The sequence below is a fragment of the Pseudomonas sp. P20 genome (assembly GCF_016463925.1).
Classification (GTDB): domain Bacteria; phylum Pseudomonadota; class Gammaproteobacteria; order Pseudomonadales; family Pseudomonadaceae; genus Pseudomonas; species Pseudomonas aeruginosa.
Genome location: NZ_JAEMVM010000007.1, coordinates 372,497 through 396,694, shown reverse-complemented (window position 1 = coordinate 396,694; position 24,198 = coordinate 372,497). Strand labels below are relative to the sequence as shown.

Genomic DNA, 24,198 nt, shown 5'->3' with positions numbered 1-24,198 from the left:
TCTAGTAACGCGAAACGCGCCTGCGGCGCGGCCACCCATGCTACCGAATGCCCTGCCCGCTGCCAAAAGCAGCGATACGGGCTTTATTGCAAAGTGTGTTGCGCAACGAACTCCGCCGGCTGCCAGCCAGCGCGGCTCGCCAGGCGGTTCAACTCGGCCCGCGGCAGGCGCACCTGCAGCAGGGTACAACCCTCCTCATCGTGCGCCTCGGACTGCACCGCGCCCAGTTCGAACAACTGGGCGCGCAGGCGCCCGAGCCGCTGGGGCAGACGCAAGGTTCCGACGAACAGGTCCTCGCCGAGCAGCTCGGCGATGGCCTGGCGCAACAGGTCGAGGCCTTCGCCGGTCTGCGCCGACAGCCAGACGCGCACCGGCTTGCCGGAGTCGTCGCGCTGGATGTGCGGCTCGACCGAGGGTAGCAGGTCAACCTTGTTATAGACCTCGAGCATCGGCAATTCGTTGGCGCCGATCTCGCCGAGCACCGCCAGCACCTGCTCGACCTGCGCATCCCGTTCGGGCTCGTAGGCGTCGATCACGTGCAGCAGGAGGTCGGCGTTGCTCGACTCTTCCAGCGTAGCGCGGAAGGCCTCCACCAACTTGTGCGGCAGGTGGCGGATGAAGCCCACCGTGTCGGCCAGCACCACCGGCCCGAGATCGTCCAGTTGCAGGCGACGCAGGGTGGGGTCGAGGGTGGCGAACAACTGGTTGGCGGCATACACCTCGGAGGCGGTGAGCGCATTGAACAGGGTCGATTTGCCGGCGTTGGTATAGCCGACCAGGGAGACCGCCGGGATATCCGCGCGCTTGCGCCCGCGTCGAGCCTGCTCGCGCTGGCTGCGGACCTTCTCCAGGCGCTGCTTGATCTGGCGGATGCGCACGCGCAGCAGGCGTCGGTCGGTTTCCAGCTGGGTCTCGCCCGGACCGCGCAGACCGATACCGCCTTTCTGCCGTTCGAGGTGGGTCCAGCCGCGTACCAGCCGCGTACTCATGTGCTCCAGTTGCGCCAGTTCCACCTGCAACTTGCCTTCGTGGGTACGTGCGCGCTGGGCGAAGATGTCGAGGATCAGCCCGGTCCGGTCGAGTACGCGGCACTCGAACGCACGCTCGAGGTTGCGCTCCTGGCTGGGCGTCAAGGTGTGGTTGAAAATCACCAGCTCGACGTTTTCGGCCTTGACCAGGTCGTGCAACTCCTCGACCTTGCCACTGCCGATAAGATATTTGGCGCTCGGCTGGTGGCGGGAGACGCTGACGAATGCCACCGTTTCCGCGCCGGCCGAACGCACCAGCTCCTGGAACTCCTGCGGGTCTTCACGCGCCTCGGGGTTCTGCCCTTCCAGATGCACCAGAACAGCCTGTTCCCCACCACCTGGGCGCTCAAAGAACAAAGCGGACTCCCGTCAAGCGTTGCCCGGCTCGGCCGGCTGGTCACCGCTCGGCAGACGCACCGGACGGCTCGGTACCACGGTGGAGATCGCGTGCTTGTAAACCATCTGGCTGACGGTGTTCTTCAGCAGGATGACAAACTGGTCGAAAGACTCGATCTGGCCTTGCAGCTTGATGCCGTTGACCAGATAGATGGAAACCGGGACGCGTTCTTTCCGCAGGGTATTGAGGTAAGGGTCTTGTAGCGAATGCCCTTTTGACATGTGCCGCACTCCTTTAAGGATCGTAGTTTGAAGTAGTCGAATAGGGTGACTTGGCGCCGTCCAAACTCCGGAGTCGTTCCGGAAACAGACGGACAAATTAAGGTCTCAGGCCAATATGGAGACCGTTTTCAGGTATTTCAAGGCACGCGGCAGATTGTCACCTGCTAGGCTGTCCATCCAGTGTAGATGGCTCCAGCTTCGCAGCCAGGTGAACTGGCGCTTGGCCAACTGGCGGGTAGCGATGATGCCGCGCTCGGTCATTTCAGCGTAGGACAGCTTGCCATCCAGGTAATCCCACACCTGACGGTAACCCACGGCTCTAATAGACGGTAATCCTGCATGCAAGTCACTTCTGGCATGCAGTGCTTCGACCTCGGCGATGAAACCCTGTTCCAGCATCTGGCGAAAACGCTGCGCAATCCGCGCGTGCAACACCTGGCGCTGCTCGGGAGCAATCGCCAGCTGAGCGACAGTATACGGCAATTGATTCCTGCCTGACGCGTCAAAATCCGCCTTTTCAGCGCTTTGCCGGCGACGCAGGTCGCTCATCGACACCCCGCCGAGGCGATACACCTCGAGCGCCCGCATCAGTCGCTGCGGGTCGTTGGGGTGGATGCGCGCAGCCGATTCCGGGTCGACCTCGGCGAGTTGCCGGTGCAGCGCCTCCCAACCTTCGGCCTGGGCCTCGGCCTCGATCGCCGCGCGCACCTCGGGATCGGCGCCGGGCATGTCGGCCAGGCCCTCGAGCAACGCCTTGTAATAGAGCATGGTGCCCCCCACCAGCAGGGGAATCCTGCCGCGCGCGGTGGCCTCGGCCATCGCCGCCAGGGCGTCGGCGCGAAACTCCGCGGCCGAATAGCTCTCCGCCGGGTCGCGGATATCGATCAGGCGGTGCGGATAGCGCGCCAGCAGCTCCCGGGAAGGCTTGGCCGTACCGATATCCATGCCGCGGTAGATCAGCGCCGAGTCGACGCTGATCAGCTCGCAGGGCAGCGCATCGGCCAGCGCCATCGCCAGGTCGGTCTTGCCGGCGGCGGTCGGCCCCATGAGAAAGATGGCGGGAGGCAGGGAAGACATCGGAACGCTCTTGGACAAAGCGCATAGCTTCGGGCTTTGCGCCCGAAGCTGCAAGGCTCAGCGTCCGCGCAGGAAGAGCTTGTCCAGCTCGTCCAGGCCCAGTTGGGTCCAGGTCGGACGCCCATGGTTGCACTGGCCGCTGCGCTCGGTGATTTCCATGTCGCGCAACAGGGCGTTCATTTCCGGCAGGGTCAGGCGCCGGTTGGCGCGCACCGCACCATGGCAGGCCATGGTGCCGAGCAACTCGTTCAGGTGCGCCTGGATACGGTCACTGGTGCCGTATTCCAGCAGGTCGGCGATGACATCGCGTACCAACTGGGTCGCCTCCGCCTGCTTGAGCAGCGCAGGGATCTGCCGGATCGCCAGGCTTTCCGGCCCCAGGCGCTGCAGCTCGAAGCCCAGGCGCTGGAACCAGCTGGAATGCTCTTCCGCGCAATCCGCCTCGCGCTCGCTGACCGCGATCGACTCCGGCACCAGCAACGGCTGCCCACGCAAGCCTTCGCTGGCCATCGCCACCTTGAGGCGCTCGTAGGTGATCCGCTCGTGGGCCGCGTGCATGTCCACCAGCACCAGGCCGTGGGCGTTCTCGGCGAGAATGTAGATGCCCTTGAGCTGCGCCAGGGCGTAACCCAGCGGCGGGATGTCCTGGGCGCTCTCGGGCAACGCGGCTGGCGCCTCGCCCGCGGGTAACGGCGCGAAGTAGGCCTTGTAGGCGCCACCGGCCTCGGCCAGAGAGGGCGGCGCCTCCGGCCGGGTATAGGCGGAATAGCCGGAGGAGCCGCCGGAGGCCGATGAGCCGCCACTCCAGCCCACCCGTGCCGCCGGACTCTCCAGCACGCTCTCGGCCAGGCGCATCTCGCCCTGCGGGCCGAACTCGCCGGCGGCAGCGCCGGTCGGACGCGGCTCGGTCAGGCTGGTCGCCCCGGGCGGCGCGAGCTGGTCGTCGGGACGGACCTCGCCCAGCGCACGATGCAGGGTGCCATAGAGGAAGTCATGGACCATCCGGCTGTCACGGAAGCGAACTTCGTGCTTGGTCGGGTGCACGTTGACGTCCACCACCGCCGGATCGACTTCGAAGAACAGCACGAAGGTCGGATGCCGGCCGTTGTACAGCACGTCGCGATAAGCCTGGCGCACCGCGTGGGCGACCAGCTTGTCGCGCACCATGCGCCCGTTCACATAGAAGTACTGCAGGTCCGGCTGGCTGCGGGAGAAGGTCGGCAAGCCGACCCAGCCCCACAGGTGCAGGCCGTTGCGCTCGACCTCGATCGGCAGCGCCTGCTCGAGGAATGCCTGGCCGCACACCGCGCCGACCCGGCGCGCGCGGGCCAGCTCGTCTCGCGCCTCGTGCAGGGCGAAGATGGTCTTGCCGTTGTGGCGCAGGTGGAAAGCCACGTCGAAGCGGGCCAGCGCCAGGCGCTTGATGACCTCCTGCAGATGGTCGAACTCGGTCTTCTCGGCACGCAGGAACTTGCGCCGCGCCGGGGTGTTGAAGAACAGGTCGCGAACCTCGACGCTGGTCCCCACCGGGTGCGCCGCCGGCTGTACCCGCGGCTGCATGTCGCGGCCCTCGGTTTCCACCTGCCAGGCTTCGCCGGCGTCGGCGGGACGCGAGGTCATGGTCAGGCGCGCTACCGAGCTGATCGAGGCCAGCGCCTCGCCACGGAAGCCGAGGCTCATCACCCGCTCCAGGTCTTCCAGCTCGCGGATCTTGCTGGTGGCGTGGCGAGCCAGGGCCAGCGGCAGGTCGTCGGCGGGGATGCCGCGACCGTCGTCGCGCACTCGCAGCAACTTGATGCCGCCCTGCTCGACCTCCACATCAATGCGCCGGGAACCGGCGTCAAGGCTGTTTTCCAGGAGTTCCTTGGCCACCGAGGCGGGACGCTCGACCACCTCACCGGCGGCGATCTGGTTCGCCAGCCGCGGACTCAGCAGCTGGATACGCGGTGCTTCACTCATCACTGGGCCGCCAGGGCGGTGCTCGGGATGGACAGGGCCTGGCCGACTTTCAGGTTGTCGCTGGACAGGCTGTTGCTGCTACGCAGCGCGGCCATGCTCACTTCATAGCGCTGGGCGATCATCGCCAGGGTCTCTCCGGGCCGCACCACGTGCTCGCGCGGCCCCATGGAGAGCTTGCCCTGGGCGCGCAAAGAGGCGATGTAGGTACCGGGCGGCGGGCTCTGCTGGAAATACTGGCGGATGCCGCTGGTGATCGAACGCGCCAAGGCCTGCTGATGGCTGGCGCTGGCCAGCTTGCGCGACTCGTTGACGTTCGAGATGAAGCCGGTTTCCACCAGGATCGACGGGATGTCGGGCGACTTCAGCACCATGAACCCGGCCTGCTCGACACGACGCTTGTGCAGCGAAGTGATGCGGCCGACATTGGTCAGTACCTTGTGGCCGACATCCAGGCTCGACGAGAGGGTGGCGGTCATCGACAGGTCGAGCAGCACGCCGGCGAGCATCTGGTCCTTGTCGCCGAGGCTGACGCTGCCATCGCCGCCGATCAGGTCGGAACGGTTCTCGCTGTCGGCCAGCCAGCGCGCGGTTTCCGAAGTGGCGCCGCGGTCGGACAGGGCGAACACCGAGGCACCGAAGGCGCTGCGGCTCGGCGCGGCGTCGGCATGGATCGAGACGAACAGGTCGGCGCCCTTCTTGCGGGCGATCTCGGTGCGCTTGCGCAGCGGGATGAAATAGTCGCCGGTACGGGTCAGCTCGGCCCGGTAACCGCGCACCTGGTTGATCTGGCGTTGCAGCTCGCGAGCGATCGACAGGGTGATGTTCTTCTCGTGCAACCCGCCCGGGCCAAGGGCGCCAGGGTCTTCACCGCCGTGGCCGGCGTCGATGGCGATGACGATATCGCGGGTGCCACCCTTGGTTGGCAGCGGCAGCTTGGCCACCGGCTGGGTCGGCGTCACCGGAGTGACCGGCACGCTCGGGGTCGGCGTCGCGGGTACGTCCGGGGTCAGGTCGGCGCCCTGGTCGTAGAGATCGACCACCAGGCGGTTGCCGTATTGCTGGTTGGGCGGCAGGACGAAACTTTTCGGGGTGACCTGCGCCGACAGGTCGAGGACCATGCGCAGGTCGTTGGGCGTGCGCTGGGCGGAGCGCACCGCGGTGATCGGGGTGTTGCCGAGCTTGAGACCGTTGAGCTGGGTCGCCAGCTGGGCGCCGCTGACGTCGATGACGATACGGTTGGGCGCGGCCAGGGTGAACAGGCTGTGCTGCACCGGACCGGAGAGATCGAAGACCAGACGGGTGTTGTCCGGAGCGCGCCAGATCCGCACGCTCTTGATTTGCGCGGCGGCCAGAACCTCGCCGACCTGGCAGGCCAGCAGAATCATCACCCCAGTCAACAACGTCCGCAGACGCAAGCCCCAACCCATCGTTTTTCTCATGCTCCCATGGTCAGGGTGGCACACCAGGCTTCGCCCCGCGCACCGTGCGGTACCAGGCGCAGTGTCCGTCCACCCGCTTGGGCAGTAATGGTAATGTCCAGATCGGCGGTTGGCAAAACGCCCGCACCGCGCTCGGGCCACTCGATCAGACAGAGTGCGCTGCCGTCGAAATAGTCGCGGATGCCGAAGAACTCCAATTCCTCCGCATCGGCGAGCCGGTACAGGTCGAAATGGTAGGCGCGCAGCTCGCCGATTTCGTAAGGCTCGACCAGGGTAAAGGTCGGGCTTTTCACCGAGCCGGCATGGCCGAGGCCGCGCAGGATGCCGCGCGAGAGGGTGGTCTTGCCGGCGCCGAGGTCGCCATGCAGGTAGATCACCCCCTGCCCCCCGCTGGCCCGGGCGATGCGCCCGCCCAGTTCGAGCATCGCGTCTTCCCCTTCGGCGGACAGGATCACTTCAGACACGGACTGCACTCCTCGAGCAACTGACGAACGGTAGGTATGAGATCGGTCGCCGCCAGCCCACGACCCTGGGCGCCGAGCCGCTCACCGGCGGCGGCATGCAGCCAGACCGCCAGGCAGGCCGCCTCGAACGCCTCCACGCGCTGGGCCAGCAAGGCACCGGTGATGCCCGACAGCACGTCACCCAGGCCGGCACCAGCCATCGCCGGATGCCCCTGGGAACAGACGGCAAGTCGTCCGTCGGGCGCGGCGACCAGGCTGCCGGCGCCCTTCAGCACCACCACCGCCTGGTAGCGACGCGCCAGTTCCAGCGCCGCCGCCGGGCGGTCCGCCTGCACCTCGGCGGTCGAGCGACCCAACAGGCGCGCGGCCTCGCCGGGATGCGGCGTCAGAATCCATGTCCGCGGCCCTGCTCCGACCGGTTCCAGGGCCAGCAGGTTCAACGCGTCGGCATCCCAGACCTGCGGCAACGGTCGCGACCGGACAGCGCTCAGCAGGCTACGCCCCCAGGCGCGCTGGCCAAGACCGGGACCGAGCATCAGCACGCTGGCGCGTTCGGCAAGGGCCAGCAGTTGGTTCGCCGACGCCACGCCATGGGCCATGACCTCGGGACAACGGCTCAGCAACGCCGGCACATGTTCGACGCGGGTCGCCGCCGAGACCAGCCCGGCGCCGCAGCGCAGGGCGCTTTCCGCGGCCAGTAGCACGGCCCCGCCCATGCCGGTGTCGCCGCCGACCACCAACAGGTGGCCGAACAGCCCCTTGTGCGCGGTCCGCGGCCGCGCTGCCAGACTCGGCAGGGCATTTCGTGCCAAACGGTGGGCCCGGGGCTGGAGCCCTTGCAACACGACGGCGTCGCTGCCGAGTTCGTCGAACACCAGCTCGCCGACCCGTGCCGGCGCCTCGCCAGTGAACAGCCCGATCTTCAGGCCGATGAAAGTCACTGTCAGATCCGCCCTGATCGCTTCCCCCAATACCGCACCGGTGTCGGCGCTCAAGCCGGAAGGAATATCCACCGCCAGCACCGGCAGGTCGGCGGCGTTGGCCAGGCGGATGGCCTGCGCAAAGGGCTCGCGCACGGCACCTGCCAGGCCGGTGCCGAGCAATGCATCCACTACTACGCCCTCGAGCACGGCGCACTCGCTCCAGGGCTCCACCACGACCCCGGTCGCCAGCGCGGCGGCATGCGCCTGCGCCGCGTCGCCGGCAAGCCGCTGCGGCGCCGCGACCGCCAGCACCCGGACTCGCCAACCCGCACGTTGCGCCAGCGCCGCGATCAGGTAGCCGTCGCCGGCATTGTTGCCGTGCCCGGCGAGCACCGTCAGCGCCGCGGCCTCCGGCCAACGGCGGCGCAAGGCACGCCAGGCGGCGTGGGCGGCGCGCTGCATGAGTTCGAAGCCCGGCGTGCCGGCGGCGATCAGGCGCGCATCGAGGTCGCGCACCTGGGCGGCGGAATAGAGGGCGAGTGGCAGGTCGTCGTGCTGGAAGGTCATGGTCATCGGATCGATTCGGCGTCAGGCGCGCAGTCTGGCAGAATTATACCTATCCCATTTCGCTTTCCCTCGTCTTCGTTGCCTCCCATGACTCCCCAGCCTCTGGCCGACAACCTTTCCCCGCCGGACCCCGCCCGCCTCGCCCAGTCCATCAAGGACTGGGGCCGCGAGCTGGGGTTCCAGCAGGTCGGTATCAGCGACGTCGAGCTGGGCGAGCACGAAGCGCACCTGCAGCGCTGGCTGGAGGCCGGCTACCACGGCGAGATGGACTACATGGCGGCGCACGGCAGCAAGCGCTCGCGACCTGCCGAGCTGGTTCCCGGCACGCTGCGGGTGATCTCTCTGCGCATGGATTACCTGCCCGGCGACACGCGCATGGCGCAGGTCCTCGCGACGCCGGAAAAAGCCTACGTCTCGCGCTACGCCCTCGGCCGCGACTACCACAAGCTGATCCGCAAGCGTCTGCAACAACTGGCCGAGCGCATCCAGGCCGAAGTCGGCCCGTTCGGTTTCCGCGCCTTCGTTGACAGCGCGCCGGTGCTGGAAAAGGCCATCGCCGAACAGGCCGGCCTCGGCTGGATCGGCAAGAACACGCTGGTGCTCAACCGCAAGGCCGGCAGCTACTTCTTCCTCGGCGAGCTGTTCGTCGACATGCCGCTACCCGTCGACCCGGCGATGGACAGCGAGCATTGCGGACGCTGCTCGGCCTGCCTGGACATCTGCCCGACCGCGGCCTTCGTCGGCCCCTACCGGCTGGACGCGCGACGCTGCATCTCCTACCTGACCATCGAGTACAAGGGCGCGATTCCGCTGGAGCTGCGACCACTGATCGGCAACCGGGTATTCGGCTGCGACGACTGCCAGATCGTCTGCCCATGGAATCGCTTCGCCCGCCCCACCGGGCAGGGCGACTTCCAGCCGCGCCACAGCCTGGACAACGCCGAACTCGCCGAACTGTTCCTCTGGAGCGAGGAGGAGTTCCTCGGCCGCACCGAGGGTTCGCCGCTGCGCCGCGCCGGCTACGAGCGCTGGTTGCGCAACCTGGCGGTGGGGCTGGGCAACGCGCCCTCGACCATCCCGGTGCTGGAGGCGCTGAAGGCGCGCCGCGGGTTCCCTTCGGAGCTGGTCCGCGAGCACGTGGAATGGGCCCTGCGGCGCCACGGGGAAACCTAGCCCGGCCGGCGCCTGCCGCCCGGTCCGGACGGATCAGAGCTTGATGAAGTGGTCGCGGTAGTGGCGCAGCTCGGCGATCGACTCGCGGATATCGTCCAGCGCCAGGTGGGTGTTGCCCTTCTTGAAGCTCTCGCGGACCTGCGGCGCCCAGCGCGCGGCCAGCTCCTTGAGGGTGGAGACGTCGAGGTTGCGGTAGTGGAAGTAGCCTTCCAGCCTGGGCATGTGCCTATAGAGGAAGCGGCGGTCCTGGCAGATGCTGTTGCCGCAGATCGGCGAGCTGCGCTTGGGCACCCACTGCTCGAGGAAGGCCAGGGTCTGCGCCTCGGCCTCGGCCATGCTCACGGTACTTTCCCGAACCCTCTGGGTCAGGCCGGACTGGCCGTGCTGGCGGGTATTCCACTCGTCCATGCCGGCGAGGATTTCCTCTGGCTGGTGGATGGCGATCACCGGTCCTTCGGCCAGGGTGTTGAGGTCACTGTCGGTGACGATGGTGGCCATCTCGATGATGACGTCCCGGTCCGGATCGAGGCCGGTCATCTCCAGGTCGATCCAGATAAGGTTCTGCGGGTTCTGCATGGGGAGTCGCTCCAGTCGCTATGCCGTGCATTCTAGCGTGGAACGCCGCCGCGCGAATGATGGCGGCGCGCCCATGTTAAACTCGCCGCCGATTTTTCATGCGGACGCATCATGGCCAAACGCCACTTGACCCGCCGGCAGAGCTGGCGCATCGAAAAGATCCAGGAAGAACGCGCGGCCCGGGCGGCCCGTCGCGAGTCGCGTGCAGTGGAAGAGCTGGAGGGCGGCGACCTGGGACCGGAGCAGACCGGCCAGGTGATCGCTCATTTCGGGGTTCAGGTAGAGGTCGAGTCCGCCGACGGCCAGGTTTCCCGCTGTCACCTGCGCGCCAACCTGCCGGCACTGGTGACTGGCGACCAGGTGGTCTGGCGCGCCGGCAACCAGGGCATCGGCGTGATCGTCGCGCAATTGCCGCGCCGCTCCGAGCTGTGCCGCCCGGACATGCGCGGGCTGCTCAAGCCGGTGGCGGCCAACGTCGACCGCATCGTCATCGTCTTCGCCCCGCGTCCCGAACCGCACGCCAACCTGATCGACCGTTACCTGATCGCCGCCGAACATGCCGGCATCCAGCCGCTGCTGCTGCTGAACAAGGCCGATCTGGTCGACGAGAGCAATGCCGAAGGCATCGATGCGCTGCTGAATGTCTACCGCACCCTGGGTTACCCGCTGATCGAGGTGTCGGCCTTCAATGGCCTGGCGATGGACGAACTGCGCGGCGCGCTGGACGGTCACGTGAGCGTCTTCGTCGGGCAGTCCGGGGTGGGCAAGTCGTCGCTGGTGAATGCCTTGTTGCCAGGTGTCGACACACGTGTCGGCGACCTCTCCACGGTGACCGGCAAGGGCACCCATACCACCACCACCGCGCGACTGTTCCATTTTCCCGGCGGCGGCGACCTGATCGACTCGCCCGGCATCCGTGAGTTCGGCCTGGGGCACGTGTCGCGAGACGATGTCGAGGCCGGTTTCATCGAATTCCGCGACCTGCTCGGGCATTGCCGCTTCCGCGACTGCAAGCACGACCGTGAACCAGGTTGCGCCCTGCTCCAGGCCTTGGAGGACGGGCGCATTATGCCGCAACGCATGGCCAGCTACCGGCACATTCTGGCAAGCATGCCGGAAACGGACTACTGAACCTCAGTCGCCCTTGATCTGCTCCAGCTTCAGGCTGCCGCCGTCGTCGAACAGGTTGAGCTTCTTCTGCACCTCGTCCGCCGGTAGCGAAGGTTGCGCGCCCGCCGCCGGTGCCTCGGCAGCCGGCTTCGGCTGCTCGCCCGGGGCAGCCGCAGGGGCGCTGGCTTCGGGAGCGCCGGTCTCGCCTTCGATGGCCTTCTGCGCCTTGCGGGTCAGGACCACGATGTCGATCCGCCGGTTCACCGGGTTCAGCGGGTCCTTGTCGTCGAACAGGCGTGCCGAGGCATAGCCGACAACCTGGGCGATCTGCCCTTCCGGATAGCCGCCGGCGACCAGCGCACGGCGCGCGGCGTTGGCGCGATTGGCCGATAGCTCCCAGTTGCCGAAGTCGCCGTTGCCGGCATAGGGCTTGGCGTCGGTGTGGCCGCTGATGCTGATCTTGTTCGGCACCTGGCGGATGGTCTCGGCCATGGCCAGCAGGATGTCCTCGAAATACGGCTGCAGGCGCGCGCTGCCGAGGTCGAACATCGGCCGGTTGGCGGCGTCGACGATCTGGATGCGCAGGCCGTCGCGGGTGATCTCGAAGTGGATCTGGTCCTTGAAGTCCTTGAGCATCGGATTTTCGTCGACCTTGTTCTGCAACTCCTGCAGCAGCAGCGCCAGGCGCTCTCGCTCAACCTGCTCGGCGAGGTTCTCGGCCTGGTCGGCGTTGACCTGGTGGTCCTGCTCGGGGCTGATCCGGCTTTCGTTGGAGTCCGGCTGGGCCTGGACCTGCGGATTGAGGGTCTTGTCCGGCGCCGGCGTCGGCGTGCCGCCGAGGTCGATGACGTAGGGGCTGGCGCTTTCGCTGAAACCGATGGGGTCCTGGAAGTATCCGGAAATCGCCTTCTTCTGCTCCGGGGTGGCCGAAGACAGCAGCCAGAGCACCAGGAAGAACGCCATCATCGCCGTGGCGAAGTCGGCGAAGGCGATCTTCCACGAGCCGCCGTGGTGGCCGGCGGCATAGCGCTTGACGCGCTTGACGATGATCGGCTGGTTATTGTCCATCTATCGACAGTGCCTCCACTCAGCGGCCACGCACGGCCTGCTCGAGCTCGGCGAAGGTCGGCCGATGGGCGGGCAGCAGCACCTTGCGGCCGAACTCGACGGCCAGCGAAGGCGGCATGCCGGAAGCGGAAGCGACCAGGCAGGCCTTGATCGCCTCGAACAGGTTCAACTCTTCCTTGGCATCGTGCTCCAGCGCGACGGCCAGCGGGCCGACGAAGCCGTAGGCGGCGAGAATCCCGAGGAAGGTACCCACCAGGGCGGCGGCGACGTGGTGGCCGATCTCCGCCTGGCTGCCTTCGCCAAGCAACGCCATGGTGATGACAATGCCGAGTACCGCGGCGACGATACCGAAGCCCGGCAGGGCGTCGGCGACCTTGGTCACCGCGTGGGACGGATGCTCCAGGTCCTCCTTGAGACTGGACAGCTCCATGTCGAACAGGCCTTCCAGCTCGTGCGGCGCCATGTTGCCGGAGGACATGATGCGCAGGTAGTCACAGACATAGGCGGTCATCCGCTCGTCCTTCAGCACGCCGGGGTACTTGCTGAAGATGGGACTGGCCGCGGGGTCCTCGATGTCCGCCTCGATCGCCATCATCCCTTCGCGCCGGCTCTTGTTGAGGATCTCGTAGAGCATGCCCAGCACCTCGAGGTAGTAGGTCTGGGTAAAGCGGTTGCTGAACATCTTCGGCGCTTTCTTCAGCACCACCATGAACGTGCTGCCCGGGTTGGACTGGAGGAACGCCCCCAGTGCCGCGCCACCGATGATCAGGACCTCGAAGGGCTGGATGATGGCGCCGATCTTGCCGCCGGAGAGCAGGAAGCCCCCGAGGACACTGGCGAAAACGACGATGATGCCGATGATTTTTGACATGAGGACCGGACGTGCGAAATGAACAGGATAAGGAGGGGGACTGCTAGGCTCCCTCTTGTTATCGGTTGCTAGCCGCAAGACTATAGTCCGAATACTCGAAAAGCCAGTTCGCCGCCTCGCCGACACCGAGCCCGACACCCATGACAGACCGCCTCGCCGCCTGGCTCGAAGAGCTCGACCGGCAACCCCTGCCGATCCCCGCCAGCCACTATGCCGGCCTGCACGCCGCGCTGAGCGACAGCCGTCGCTCGCTGCGCGAGATCGCCGACCAGTTGCAGGGCAGCCCGACACTGGCTTTGTCCATCCTGCGCGAGGCCAATCGCGCCGAGAGCGCCCGCGACAACCCCGCGGAAAGCCTGGAGGTGGCCCTCAGCCGCCTCGGCCTGGCGCGCGCGAGCCAACTTCTGAAGACCCTGCCGAGCATCCAGGATGCGGAGATGCCCAGGGTCCTCGGGCAGATGCTGCTGATCAGCCAGCACGCCATGCAGCAGGCCAGCGGCCTGTTCGGCGCGCGCCTGGCCAGGCTCTGGCAGGAAATCCACTGGGGCAGCCTGCTGACCATGGCTCCGGTCTGGGCGCTGGCCAACGCCCGCCCGCAGCTGCTGGAGCAATGGCAGCAACGCGTGCTGGTACAGGGCGAACCGACCCTGCGAGTGGAGCGCGAACTGCTCGGCATGCGCCTGCTGCCGATCTGCCTGGCGCTGGCCGAACGCTGGCGGCTACCGCAGTGGGTCATCCAGGGCTATCGCCTGCTCGCCTGCGACCGTCGCCTGCTGGTTCGAGCCCTGCGTATCGCCCGCGACCATCAGTCGCCCCTGCTCCAGCAACAGCAACTCGATGCCCAGCCCGATCTCGCCCGCTGGCTGACCCAGCCGGCCAACTGCACTCTCCTCGCCAATGGCCTGGCCATCGCCGCGCACCAGAGCTGGGACGGGCCGCACATGCTGCGCTGGCAGCGCCTGACCGGCCTGTACCTGGGCCAGCCGCTGACCGAAGTCCAGCAGCAGGTGCACATGCTCGCCGCGCAAAGCGCGCGCCTGCACGCCCGGCCGCCGCTGTGGCATCCGGCGGTGGCCTTGATCTGGCCCTGGCAGGCCAGCCGCTGGCGTGCCGAAGCGGCACCCCCGCCGCCGCCCTCGGCGGAAGCCCTGGCCGAGTGGCGGCAGCATTGCGCCGAGTTGCTCCGCGAGCCCAGCCCGTTCAGCAACGTGGTGCAGCTCACCGCCTGTGCCCGCGATGCGCTGCGCGCCTGCGGCCTGCAAAGGATGCTGCTGCTGGTGGCCGATCGCACCCAGGTACACGTGCTGGCGCAGCAGAGCTGCCGGACTCGAGCCGGGCCAGGAGAAATTGCAACTGGAGATTGCCGGCAGCCCGCTGCTGAAGAAACTGTTCCAGCAACCCGCCCTGCTGCGCATCGGCCCGAACAACCAGGACCAGTTGCTGCCGGCCCTCGGCGAACCCTTGCGCCAACTGTTCCCCGGGCCTCACCTGCTGCTGCGCTCGCTGGGCAACGGCTCGCGGGTGGTGATGCTGGTCCTGGCCGACCTCGGCGGCCAGCCGTTCAGCGACCTGCATGCCCAGGCCTTCGCCAAGACCGCCCAGTGCACCGAGCGCGCGATCCAGCAGTTCGGCCGCCAGCGCCGCACGGAATGAGGGACATGCCCGGCACACTGGTCGGGCGCGCTTTCCGTTAAACTGCTGCCCTTCTTCAACCCGGGGGTACTCGCATGTCCGTTTTCTCCGACCTGCCATTGGTGATCGAGCCCAGCGACCTCGCGCCGCGCCTGGGCGCGCCCGAGCTGATCCTGGTCGACCTGACCAGTGCCGCCCGCTACGCCGAAGGGCATATCCCCGGCGCGCGTTTCGTCGACCCCAAACGCACCCAGTGGGGACAACCCCCGGCACCCGGCCTGCTACCGGCCAAGGCCGACCTGGAAGCCCTGTTCGGCGAGCTGGGCCACCGCCCGGAGGCGACCTACGTGGTCTACGACGACGAAGGCGGCGGCTGGGCGGGCCGCTTCATCTGGCTGCTGGACGTGATCGGCCACCACCGCTACCACTATCTCAACGGCGGCCTGCCGGCCTGGATCGCCGACGCCCAGGCGCTCGACCGCGAGGTCCCGGCGCCTGTCGGCGGCCCGCTGCCGCTGACGTTGCACGACGAGCCCAGCGCGACCCGCGAATACCTGCAAAGCCGCCTCGGCGCCGCCGACCTGGCGGTATGGGATGCGCGCAACCCCAGCGAATACGCCGGTACCAAGGTGCTCGCCGCGAAGGCCGGGCATGTGCCCGGCGCGATCAATTTCGAATGGACCGCCGGCATGGACCCGGCTCGCGCCCTGCGCATCCGCGCGGATATCGCCGAAGTCCTGGAGGCCCTCGGCATCACGCCGGACAAGGAAGTGATCACCCACTGCCAGACCCACCATCGCTCCGGCTTCACCTACCTGGTGGCCAAGGCGCTGGGCTACCCGCGGGTCAAAGGCTACGCCGGCTCCTGGTCGGAATGGGGCAACCACCCCGATACCCCTGTAGAGGTTTGAGGAATGTCGTTCAAAGATCGTCTGTTCATCTGCAGCCAGTACCTGCTGCCGCACCACCTGCTGTCCCGGCTGATCGGCTTCGCCGCCGACTGCCGGGCGACCTGGTTCAAGGACCGCCTGATCGCCTGGTTCGCCCGGCGCTACCAGGTCGACATGCGCGAAGCGCAGGTCGAGGACCTGCAGGCCTATGAACATTTCAATGCCTTCTTCACCCGCGCCCTGAAGGATGGCGCCCGCCCGCTGGCCCAGGAGCCCGGCGCGGTGCTCTGCCCGGCCGATGGCGCGATCAGCCAGCTCGGCCCGATCGAGCACGGGCGGATCTTCCAGGCCAAAGGCCACAGCTACAGCCTGGCCGAACTGCTCGGCGGCGACGCCGAACTGGCCGCGCCCTTCATGGGTGGCGACTTCGCCACCGTCTACCTGTCCCCCCGGGACTACCACCGCGTGCACATGCCGCTGGCCGGCACCCTGCGCGAGATGGTCTACGTTCCCGGCCGGCTGTTCTCGGTGAACCAGACCACCGCGGAAAACGTTCCCGAGCTGTTCGCCCGCAACGAGCGGGTGGTCTGCCTGTTCGACACCGAGCGCGGTCCGATGGCCGTGGTGCTGGTGGGCGCGATGATCGTGGCCTCCATCGAAACCGTCTGGGCCGGCCTGGTTACGCCGCCGAAGCGCGAACTGAAGACCTTCCGCTACGACGAAGCCGCCCGTGCGCCGATCCGCCTGGAAAAAGGCGCCGAGCTCGGTCGCTTCAAGCTGGGCTCCACCGCCATCGTCCTGTTCGGCCCGCAGCAGGTCGCGTTCAACGACGGCCTCGGGGCAGCGAGCCCGGTGCGCATGGGCGAATGCCTGGCCCTGCCGAAACAGTCCTGACCTCGCCGGGACGGAGCGCCCCGAGCGTCTCCGTCCCATCTCTCCCCGCCGCCGGGACCTCCCGGCGGGATCGTGGCGTCCGAAGGCTGCGGGTCCATTTCGATGCTGCTAGAGTTCGGAAAGGTCCTATCGAGCCTGTGCCGACCCCCTCGGTCAGGAAAGCGGACTGCCGCACAGTTCCTGTCCTGGCCACGACGATGAACCCGCCTCCCGTGTTAAGAAAGAGGAGGCGCAGCCGCGGCGATCGGAAGTCCGGCACCTCTCCGGGGCTTCAACCCCCCGTAGAGCCTTTTCAGTAGCGGAGCCGTCTAACCCCCCATGGAAAACCAGAGCCCCCACCTCTCGTTGCGCGTCCCCACTCCGACGCAGCAGAACCTGAGCTTCTGCGACGCCACCCCGAAGGACATCAAGTACTGGCTGGCGCACCTGCCCAAGGCCAACCTCGGGGAAACCGCGCGCCAGCTCTACCAGGGCCTGATCGAACTCAACCAGTTGGTGCTGCCCGTCGAGGCCCGCCTGCAACTGCTCGAACTGTTCCGTCCAGAGGTGCATTTCGTCTGCGCCCACCTGGAACGGCACTTCCTCAACCAGGCCATCGTCCTCGACGAACGGCCGCGCAAGATCGCCAACCTCTGCCAGGCCCTGCAGAACCACCTGGCCATCGGCTACAAGCTGATCGTGGTCCAGGAAGCGCCGCGCAACAGCCGCGACCGCGCGCAGTTGCTCGCGGTCGGTATCCAGCGGGCGATCCGCAGCCTGTGCGGCCCGCTGATCCGTGCCAGCCAGTTGTACTGCCCGGTCCCCGAGGGGCTTTGGCTGGAACTCCACCAGCTGTACCAGTTGGCCAGCCAGCGCGGTGTGCATCGTCTCGCGGTGCGCGACGAACTGGCCAAGCACACCCCCGGCCTGAGCGTCGAGCAGGCCTACCTGATACCGCTGCTGCTCGGCTGCGCGCGCTGCAACCAGATGCGCCAGAACAACATTGCACGGCTCGCCGAGGTGCTCGAACCCTGGAGCCAATTGCTGTCGATACAGAGCGCGGCGCTGCCCGGCTCGCTGTTCATCGCCGTGCCGCAGATCGACGGCCCGCCGCGCTACCGCTCGCTGTACCCGGAGACCCAACTGGCCAATGCCCTGGGCATCGACACCCAGCCGCTGGTCGAACTGATCCGCGAATACCTGCTGCAGCCCGAGGCCGAGCGCGCGAAGGCGCGCCTGCCGCTGATCGAAGGGGTGACCCTGGACCTGCTGCAACATCTCTCCTCGGCCTGGGGTGACATCGCCGAACGTACCTTCCAGCGCACCCAGGGCCAGGGCCAGTTGACCCTGTGCATCGGCATGAGCGCCCTGCACTACTTCCTCGCCGGGCGCCGCCCGTTCAACGAGGTCCTGCAGATCCAGGAAGCGCCCGAGGCGCCTCGCTTCAAGGCCGACGTCCAGGACGCCTGGGCCGGCGCCTTCGATGCACAGAAGGTCACCGACTGGCAGCCCGGCATGCCGCTGGAGGAAATCGAGTACCGCCCGCATCAGTCGCCCCGCAGTGTGCAACCCGGGCACCCGCAGGCCCACGCACAGGCTGACGCCACCGAGGACTACCCGACCTACGCCCTGCCCATCGTCAACCACAGCCCCGGCGGCTATTGCCTGAGCTGGCCGAAGGAGGTGCCCGCCCAACTGCAGGCGGGCGAACTGGTCGGCCTGCAGGACCTTCCAGGCCAGGCGTGGAGCATCGCGGTGGTGCGCTGGATCCGCCAGGTACGCAATGGCGGCACGCAGATGGGCATCGAGATGATCGCCCCGGCGGCACAGCCCTGCGGCCTGCAACTGCTGCGCAAGACCGAGCAGAGCAGCCACTACCTGCGCGCCCTGCTGCTGCCGGCGATCGCCGCGATCTCGCGGCCGGCGACGGTGATCACCCCGCGCCTGCCGTTCCAGGAGGGCAGCCGGGTGCAGATCAACCTGCACGGCGAGGAGCGGCGCGCGGTGCTGAATCGCCGGCAGGCCTCGACCGGCAGCTTCAGCCAGTTCGAATACCGCTCGGCGGAACCGGTGAACACCCCGAGCGATAAGCCGGTCACAGCGCCAGTGGCCCGGCCGCCTGCGGGGGAGGAAGATTTTGACTCGCTCTGGAAGTCTCTGTAGATTGCCCCGACACCTCCATTCGCCGTCTTTTCGCGCCTGCCCGGACGCGGACTGAGCCCTTTCCATGGCCATCGAAAAGAAAACCATCCGCCTGCTGATTCTGGAAGACTCGCAGAACGAAGCCGAACGCCTGGTCAGTCTGTTCCGCAATGCCGGCCACGCGACCCGCGTACATCGACTGACCTCTCCCGAGGACCTCGCCGAAACCCTCCAGCAAAGCTGGGACCTGCTGATCGCCGCGCCGACCAGCGAGTGTCTCGAGCCCGGCGAGGCGCTCGCCACCTTGCGCCGCCAGTCGCGCGACATCCCGTTCATCCAGCTGGTGGCCGACAACAGCTCCGACGCCATCACCGACGCCTTGATGCTCGGCGCCCAGGACGCCCTGCCGCAAGGCGAGGACGAGCGCCTGGTGCTGGTCGCCAACCGCGAGCTGGCCGGCCTCGCCGAACGCCGCGCGCGCCGCGCCGCCGAACTCGCCCTGCGCGAGGCGGAAAAACGCTGCCAGTTGCTGCTCGACAGCTCGGTCGACGCCATCACCTACGTCCACGACGGCATGCACATCTACGCCAACCGCTCCTACATGGCGCTGTTCGGCTACGAGGACGCCGAGGAACTGGAAGGCCTGCCGGTCATCGACCTGATCGCCTCCTGCGACCAGGGCGCCTTCAAGGATTTCCTCAAGGGCTACCAGAACGACCAGCGCCAGACCGAACTGGTTTGCACCGGGGTCAAGCTCGACGGCCAGGAATTCAAGGCGCGCATCAGCCTCTCCGCCGCCACGTACGACGGCGAACCCTGCATCCAGGTGGTGATCCGCGGCGAGGTCGACAACGCCGAGCTGGAAGAAAAGCTCCGCGAAGTCAGCAGCCAGGACCCGGTCACCGGTCTCTACAACCGCAGCCACTTCCTCGACCTGATGGATGCCGCCGTGCAGCAGGCGGTGACCGCCCGCAAGCCGTCGACCCTGGCCTATATCCATCTCAACGGCTACCCCTCGCTCCAGGCCGACCACGGGCTTTCCGGGATCGACCTGCTGCTCGGCCAGTTGGCCGGACTGATGCGTGAACAGTTCGGCGAGGAAGCCGACCTGGCGCGTTTCGGCGATTCGATCTTCGCCGCCCTGTTCAAGGGTAAGACTCCCGAGCAGGCGCAAGCGGCGCTGCAACGACTGCTGAAGAAAGTCGAGAACCACCTTTTCGAGCTGAACGGCCGCAGCGCCCAGGCCACCCTCAGCATCGGCGTCGCCGGTCTCGACGAGAAGACCGCCAAGGCCCAGGACGTGATGAACCGTGCGCATCGCTGCGCCGATGACGCGGCACGCAAGGGCGGGTCGCAGATCAAGCAGTACAACCCGGCGGAAGAGCTTGCCGCCGCCGCCCAGCGCGGCGACGTCATCGCGATCCTCCAGCAGGCGCTGGAGACCAACAGCTTCCGCCTGCTGTTCCAGCCAGTCATCAGCCTGCGCGGCGACAGCCACGAGAACTACGAGGTGCTCCTGCGCCTGCTCAATCCGCAGGGCCAGGAAGTGCCGCCGGCGGAGTTCCTGCATGCCGCCAAGGAAGCCGGGCTGGCGGAGAAGATCGACCGCTGGGTGATCCTCAATTCGATCAAGCTGCTCGCCGAGCATCGCGCCAAGGGGCACCAGACCAAGCTGTTCGTCCACCTGTCCAGCGCGAGCCTGCAAGACCCCGGCCTGCTGCCCTGGCTCGGGGTGGCGCTGAAGGCCGCGCGCCTGCCGCCGGAGTCGCTGGTGTTCCAGATCAGCGAAGCCGACGCCACCAGCTATCTGAAGCAGGCCAAGCAACTGACCCAGGGCCTGGCCACCCTGCATTGCCAGGCGGCGATCAGCCAGTTCGGCTGCTCGCTGAACCCGTTCAACGCGCTGAAGCACCTGACCGTGCAATTCATCAAGATCGATGGTTCCTTCGTCCAGGACCTCAACCAGGTGGAAAACCAGGAGATCCTCAAGGGCCTGATCGCCGAACTGCACGAACAGCAGAAGCTCAGCATCGTCCCCTTCGTCGAGAGCGCCAGCGTCCTCGCCACCCTGTGGCAAGCCGGCGCCACCTACATCCAGGGCTACTACCTGCAGGGGCCGAGCCAGGCGATGGACTACGACTTCTCCTCGGGAGACGAATGAAGAACGGGCGCCCTGGGCGCCCGTTGCTTTTCCGCTCTACCGACCTGGTTCGTGGCTGCCGGGCCGGCAAGAGACGCCCGCCGGCCTCAGGCTCGTCCTTCGCGGTCGCGGTAGCCGAGCAGGTAGAGGATGCCGTCCAGGCCCAGGGTCGAGATCGCCTGCTTGGCCGACTGCTTGACCAGCGGCTTGGCGCGGAACGCCACGCCCAGGCCGGCCAGGCCGAGCATCGGCAGGTCGTTGGCGCCGTCGCCGACGGCGATGGTCTGCTCCAGGCTCAGGCCTTCCTTCGCCGCCAGTTCGCGCAGCAGGTCGGCCTTGCGCTGGGCATCGACGATCGGCTCGACCGCCACCCCGGTGACCTTGCCGTCGACGATCTGCAACTCGTTGGCGAACACGTAGTCGATCCCCAGCTTCGCCTGCAATTGACGGGCGAAATAGGTGAAGCCGCCGGACAGGATGGCGGTCTTGTAACCCAGGCGCTTGAGTTCGGCGAACAGGGTTTCCGCACCCTCGGTCAGACGCAGCGAGGCGCCGATCTCCTCCAGCACGTCTTCCGACAGCCCCTGCAGCAGCGCCAGGCGCTCCTTGAAGCTGGCGCGGAAGTCCAGTTCACCGCGCATCGCCCGCTCGGTGATCGCGGCGACCTTCTCGCCGACGCCGGCGGCTTTGGCCAGTTCGTCGATGACTTCCGCCTCGATCAGCGTCGAATCCATGTCGAACACCGCCAGCCGGCGGTTGCGGCGGAACACGCTGTCCTGCTGGAAAGCGATGTCGACGTTCAATTCCTGGGCGACGCTGAGGAATTCCGCACGCAGCGCCGCCGGATCGGCCGGTTCGCCGCGTACCGAGAACTCGATGCAGCCCTTGCCCTGGTCGGCGGGCATGTCCAGCGGCATACGCCCGGAGAGACGGTCGATGTGGTCGATGTTCAGCGCGTACTTGGCGGTGATCGAGCTGACCCTCTGCAGTTGCTCGGCAGTCACCCGGCGGGTGAGCAGGGTCACGATGTGCCGCGCCTTGCCCTGGCCGTCGACCCATTGCCGGTAGTCCTCTTCCGAGACCGGGGTGAAGCGCACCTGCTGGTCCAGCTTGTAGGCGGTGAACAGCACGTCCTTGAGGACCGAGGAACCGGCCTCGGTATCCGGGATTTCCACCAGGATGCCGAACGACAGGGTGTCGTGGATCACCGCCTGGCCGATGTCGAGGATGTTCACCCCGCCCTGGGCCAGTACGCCGGTGATGGCAGCGGTGAGACCGGGGCGGTCTTCCCCGGTGATGTTGATCAGGACAATTTCGCGCAAGGCGTAAGCTCCGCCAGGTAAAAGACGCCATTCTACCCGCTTTCCCGCACACCCGAGAGACGCAGAGCCGGGCATTTGCCATCACCACCGGTCGGAACCGACCGGGAAAACCCGCGAAACCGCCGCGCGGCGGCCTGGAAAGCGCGTCAACGGCCCTTTGCCCCTCGGGGGGCGCTGGTTATACTGCGCGATACCTCTATTTCAGAAGACCGAGCCCCCTGTGACCCGGCCCACGTCCGTCAAGCCCGACAATTTCTTCCTCCTGCTGTTTCGTGCCTTGCGCCAGCGCCGCGTCCCGATCGCCCTGCGGCTCGCCAGCCATAGCCTGATCCTGGTGGCCCTGGCCCTGCTGATCTACGCCTGGGTCATGGGCATGCAGTTTCGCCAGGCCATGCAACAGCAGGCCGATGCCCTGGGCCAGAGCCTGATCACCCAGACCGCCGCGTCCGCCACCGAGTTGCTGGTGTCCAACGACATCCTCAGCCTCAACGTGCTGCTGAACAACCTGGTGAAGAACCCGCTGGTGGCCCATGCGGCGATCTACAGCGTCGACCAGCGCATCCTCGCCGAGGCCGGCAGCCGTCCGAAGCAGAGCCTGCTCGGTGCCACCGAAGGCCTGTACTCGACGCCGATCACCTTCCAGGAAGTGATCGCCGGGCACCTGCGCATCAGCCTGGACATGCAGCAGTTCCAGCAGCCGATGATGATCAGCCTGCAGAGCATGGGCCTGATCAGCCTGATCCTGCTGATCCTCGCCCTGTATTTCAGCCTGCGCCTGGGGCGGCAGATTTCCACACCCTTGTTGCAATTGCGTGTCTGGTTGCGCGATCCGGACAATCCGGCCCCCGGCGCCGAACTGCAGAACGAGCTGGGCGACCTGGCGCGCGACCTGGAAGAGCGCCTGGTGCCGGAGAAGCCGCCGGCGCCGGAGCCGGAAGAAGCACCGCTGCCGCAGAACTTCGACGACATCCTGCTGGAAGACGACGAAGCCGACCTGCGCAGCCGCAAGGTCGAGGCCTCGGCCTTCGAGGAAGACGACATTCCGCTGGGCGACGCCCTGCTGGACGAGACCAAGCCGGTGGAATTCACCTCCATCGACGAAGACCCGCTGGACCAGGACGCCTTCGACGAGAACGGAGCCGAAGCCGGGGAACAGCCCGCAGCGCCCGCCGCTGCGCGCGAACCGCAACACAGTGCGGTGCTGGCGATCCAGCTCGGCGCTCAGGAACAGTTGCGCCGGTTGCCGCGCAGCCGCCTGGTGGATCTCCTGCAACGCTATCGCGACTGCCTGGAACAGGCCGCCCGCCAGTACAAGGGCAGCCTGCACACGCTCAGCGACGGCGGCAGCCTGATTCTCTTCCACAGCCGCGACAACCGCGCCGACTACCTGACCAACGCGCTCTGCTGCGGTGAACTGATGCGTGCGCTCGGCCATGCCCTGCAGATCGAGGTCGCCGACAGCGGCATCACCTTGCAACTGCAACTGGGCCTGAGCCTCGGCGAAGACCTCAGCGAACAGACCCAGGCCGACCTGCTGCTCAACGAAACCGTGCAGAACGCCCTCGCCCTCAACCAGCACAGCCGCAACCTGCTGCTGGTCGAACGCAGCATCGCCGACGACGCGGTGGTCCGCGAGCGCGCCCGTATCCGCGCCATCGCCAGTCCGGAAGGAGCCTGCTGCGTCGAGCGTCTGCTGGAGCCGTATCCGTCGATGCTCGAGCGCCAACTGGCGCGCATGCACGACCGCGCCCGCCCGTGACCACCCTGATCACCCACCCGCTGCCGGTCCTGGCGGTGGGACTGGCCCTTGGCAGCCGGGTGATCCCGCCACACCTGCTGCTGGCAGGCATGCTCGCCGCCTGCCTGCCGGACTTCGACGTAGTCGCCTTCAAGCTCGGCATCGCCTATCACGATGCCTTCGGCCATCGCGGCTTCAGCCATTCGCTATTGTTCGCCGCGATCCTCGGCGCGCTCGCCGCCCTCGCCTGCCGGCCGCTGCATAGCGGACCGCTGAAAGCCGGGCTGTGGGTAGCGCTGGCCACCGCCTCGCACAGCCTGCTGGACGCGATGACCAATGGCGGGCTGGGCGTCGCCTGGTTCTGGCCCTGGAGCGACGCCCGCTACTTCATGCCGTTCCATCCGATCGCCGTGTCGCCGATCGGTCTGTCGCGCTTCCTCAGCGAACGCGGATTGCTGGTGCTGCAATCGGAGGCGCGCTGGGTCTGGCTGCCCTGCCTGCTGCTGGCGCTCGCCGGCATGGCCCTGCGCTTCCTGTTGCGCCGCTCACGCTGACGCCGAAACGAAAAAGCCCCGCTTCGGCGGGGCT

19 protein-coding genes and 1 pseudogene are annotated in these 24,198 nt (G+C 67.2%); 9 read left to right on the top strand and 11 right to left on the bottom strand.

Translation table 11 applies throughout. The features are described from left to right. Window positions 1–83: 83 nt before the first annotated feature. From hflX to JHD77_RS09165, 7 genes are all read right to left on the bottom strand, one after another. Window positions 84–1,385 (bottom strand): ribosome rescue GTPase HflX, encoded by a 1,302-nt coding sequence (gene hflX, locus JHD77_RS09195; protein WP_003095652.1) that lies wholly within the window; start codon window positions 1,383–1,385, stop codon window positions 84–86. 12 nt (window positions 1,386–1,397) lie between these two features. Beyond that, window positions 1,398–1,646 (bottom strand): RNA chaperone Hfq, encoded by a 249-nt coding sequence (gene hfq, locus JHD77_RS09190; protein ID WP_003095657.1) that lies wholly within the window; start codon window positions 1,644–1,646, stop codon window positions 1,398–1,400. A 105-nt stretch (window positions 1,647–1,751) separates the two neighbouring features. Next, complete coding sequence (gene miaA / locus JHD77_RS09185) at window positions 1,752–2,723, bottom strand: tRNA (adenosine(37)-N6)-dimethylallyltransferase MiaA (RefSeq protein ID WP_003106415.1); 972 nt, start codon at window positions 2,721–2,723, stop codon at window positions 1,752–1,754. Window positions 2,724–2,780: 57 nt separating this feature from the next. Beyond that, entirely contained in the window at window positions 2,781–4,682 is a 1,902-nt protein-coding gene (gene mutL / locus JHD77_RS09180) for a DNA mismatch repair endonuclease MutL (RefSeq protein WP_191519353.1), read from the bottom strand. Continuing rightward, window positions 4,682–6,109, bottom strand: coding sequence for an N-acetylmuramoyl-L-alanine amidase AmiB (gene amiB, locus JHD77_RS09175; protein ID WP_003123571.1), 1,428 nt, complete (start codon window positions 6,107–6,109; stop codon window positions 4,682–4,684). Before amiB ends, mutL begins: the two co-directional genes overlap by 1 nt. 8 nt (window positions 6,110–6,117) lie before the next feature. Continuing rightward, window positions 6,118–6,585, bottom strand: a complete 468-nt coding sequence (gene tsaE, locus JHD77_RS09170; RefSeq protein ID WP_003106408.1) for a tRNA (adenosine(37)-N6)-threonylcarbamoyltransferase complex ATPase subunit type 1 TsaE — start codon at window positions 6,583–6,585, stop codon at window positions 6,118–6,120. Beyond that, a complete protein-coding gene (locus JHD77_RS09165) occupies window positions 6,573–8,081 on the bottom strand; it encodes a bifunctional ADP-dependent NAD(P)H-hydrate dehydratase/NAD(P)H-hydrate epimerase (RefSeq protein WP_074231357.1) in 1,509 nt (502 codons plus the stop codon). The genes tsaE and JHD77_RS09165 overlap by 13 nt, the downstream gene beginning before the upstream one ends. 81 nt (window positions 8,082–8,162) lie before the next feature. Between JHD77_RS09165 and queG the strand changes: the two genes are divergently transcribed. Then, window positions 8,163–9,248 carry a tRNA epoxyqueuosine(34) reductase QueG gene (gene queG, locus JHD77_RS09160; RefSeq protein WP_003110324.1) on the top strand — a complete coding sequence of 362 codons (1,086 nt, stop codon included), beginning with the start codon at window positions 8,163–8,165 and terminating at the stop codon, window positions 9,246–9,248. 33 nt (window positions 9,249–9,281) lie between these two features. On the opposite strand, the gene orn is transcribed toward queG, so the two are convergent. After that, the gene (gene orn / locus JHD77_RS09155) at window positions 9,282–9,824 is read right to left on the bottom strand and encodes an oligoribonuclease (protein ID WP_003095671.1); all 543 of its coding nucleotides are present in this window, start codon (window positions 9,822–9,824) and stop codon (window positions 9,282–9,284) included. A 111-nt stretch (window positions 9,825–9,935) separates the two neighbouring features. Between orn and rsgA the strand changes: the two genes are divergently transcribed. Continuing rightward, window positions 9,936–10,955 carry a small ribosomal subunit biogenesis GTPase RsgA gene (gene rsgA, locus JHD77_RS09150; RefSeq protein ID WP_003113927.1) on the top strand — a complete coding sequence of 340 codons (1,020 nt, stop codon included), beginning with the start codon at window positions 9,936–9,938 and terminating at the stop codon, window positions 10,953–10,955. A gap of 3 nt (window positions 10,956–10,958) precedes the next feature. Here rsgA and motB read toward each other — a convergent pair whose 3' ends face one another. Together motB and motA are read right to left on the bottom strand one after the other, a co-directional pair. Further along, complete coding sequence (motB, locus tag JHD77_RS09145) at window positions 10,959–12,002, bottom strand: flagellar motor protein MotB (RefSeq protein ID WP_003095673.1); 1,044 nt, start codon at window positions 12,000–12,002, stop codon at window positions 10,959–10,961. 19 nt (window positions 12,003–12,021) lie between these two features. Next, window positions 12,022–12,873 carry a flagellar motor stator protein MotA gene (motA, locus tag JHD77_RS09140; RefSeq protein WP_031756333.1) on the bottom strand — a complete coding sequence of 284 codons (852 nt, stop codon included), beginning with the start codon at window positions 12,871–12,873 and terminating at the stop codon, window positions 12,022–12,024. Window positions 12,874–13,013: 140 nt separating this feature from the next. Between motA and JHD77_RS09135 the strand changes: the two are divergent. The 5 genes and pseudogenes from JHD77_RS09135 (at window position 13,014) to fimX (ending at window position 20,571) form a co-directional block, all read left to right on the top strand. Beyond that, window positions 13,014–14,526, top strand: a pseudogene (locus JHD77_RS09135) (HDOD domain-containing protein). 74 nt (window positions 14,527–14,600) lie between these two features. Next, complete coding sequence (gene rhdA, locus JHD77_RS09130) at window positions 14,601–15,416, top strand: thiosulfate sulfurtransferase (RefSeq protein ID WP_004352542.1); 816 nt, start codon at window positions 14,601–14,603, stop codon at window positions 15,414–15,416. 3 nt (window positions 15,417–15,419) lie between these two features. Continuing rightward, window positions 15,420–16,289 (top strand): archaetidylserine decarboxylase, encoded by an 870-nt coding sequence (asd, locus tag JHD77_RS09125; RefSeq protein WP_003095677.1) that lies wholly within the window; start codon window positions 15,420–15,422, stop codon window positions 16,287–16,289. A gap of 318 nt (window positions 16,290–16,607) precedes the next feature. Then, window positions 16,608–18,431: a cyclic-di-GMP receptor FimW gene (gene fimW, locus JHD77_RS09120; protein ID WP_031756330.1), complete on the top strand. Its 1,824-nt coding sequence runs from the start codon at window positions 16,608–16,610 to the stop codon at window positions 18,429–18,431. A gap of 64 nt (window positions 18,432–18,495) precedes the next feature. Then, window positions 18,496–20,571, top strand: a complete 2,076-nt coding sequence (gene fimX, locus JHD77_RS09115; protein ID WP_003095680.1) for a cyclic di-GMP-binding protein FimX — start codon at window positions 18,496–18,498, stop codon at window positions 20,569–20,571. 86 nt (window positions 20,572–20,657) lie between these two features. On the opposite strand, the gene serB is transcribed toward fimX, so the two are convergent. Further along, on the bottom strand, window positions 20,658–21,872 hold the full coding sequence (gene serB / locus JHD77_RS09110) for a phosphoserine phosphatase SerB (RefSeq protein WP_003095681.1): 1,215 nt from the start codon (window positions 21,870–21,872) through the stop codon (window positions 20,658–20,660). Window positions 21,873–22,092: 220 nt separating this feature from the next. On the opposite strand from serB, the gene JHD77_RS09105 reads away from it, so the two are divergent. Both JHD77_RS09105 and JHD77_RS09100 read left to right on the top strand, forming a co-directional pair. Continuing rightward, entirely contained in the window at window positions 22,093–23,631 is a 1,539-nt protein-coding gene (locus JHD77_RS09105; RefSeq protein ID WP_003102052.1) for an AhpA/YtjB family protein, read from the top strand. After that, the gene (locus JHD77_RS09100) at window positions 23,628–24,164 is read left to right on the top strand and encodes a metal-dependent hydrolase (RefSeq protein WP_003161586.1); all 537 of its coding nucleotides are present in this window, start codon (window positions 23,628–23,630) and stop codon (window positions 24,162–24,164) included. Before JHD77_RS09105 ends, JHD77_RS09100 begins: the two co-directional genes overlap by 4 nt. Window positions 24,165–24,198: the final 34 nt, after the last annotated feature.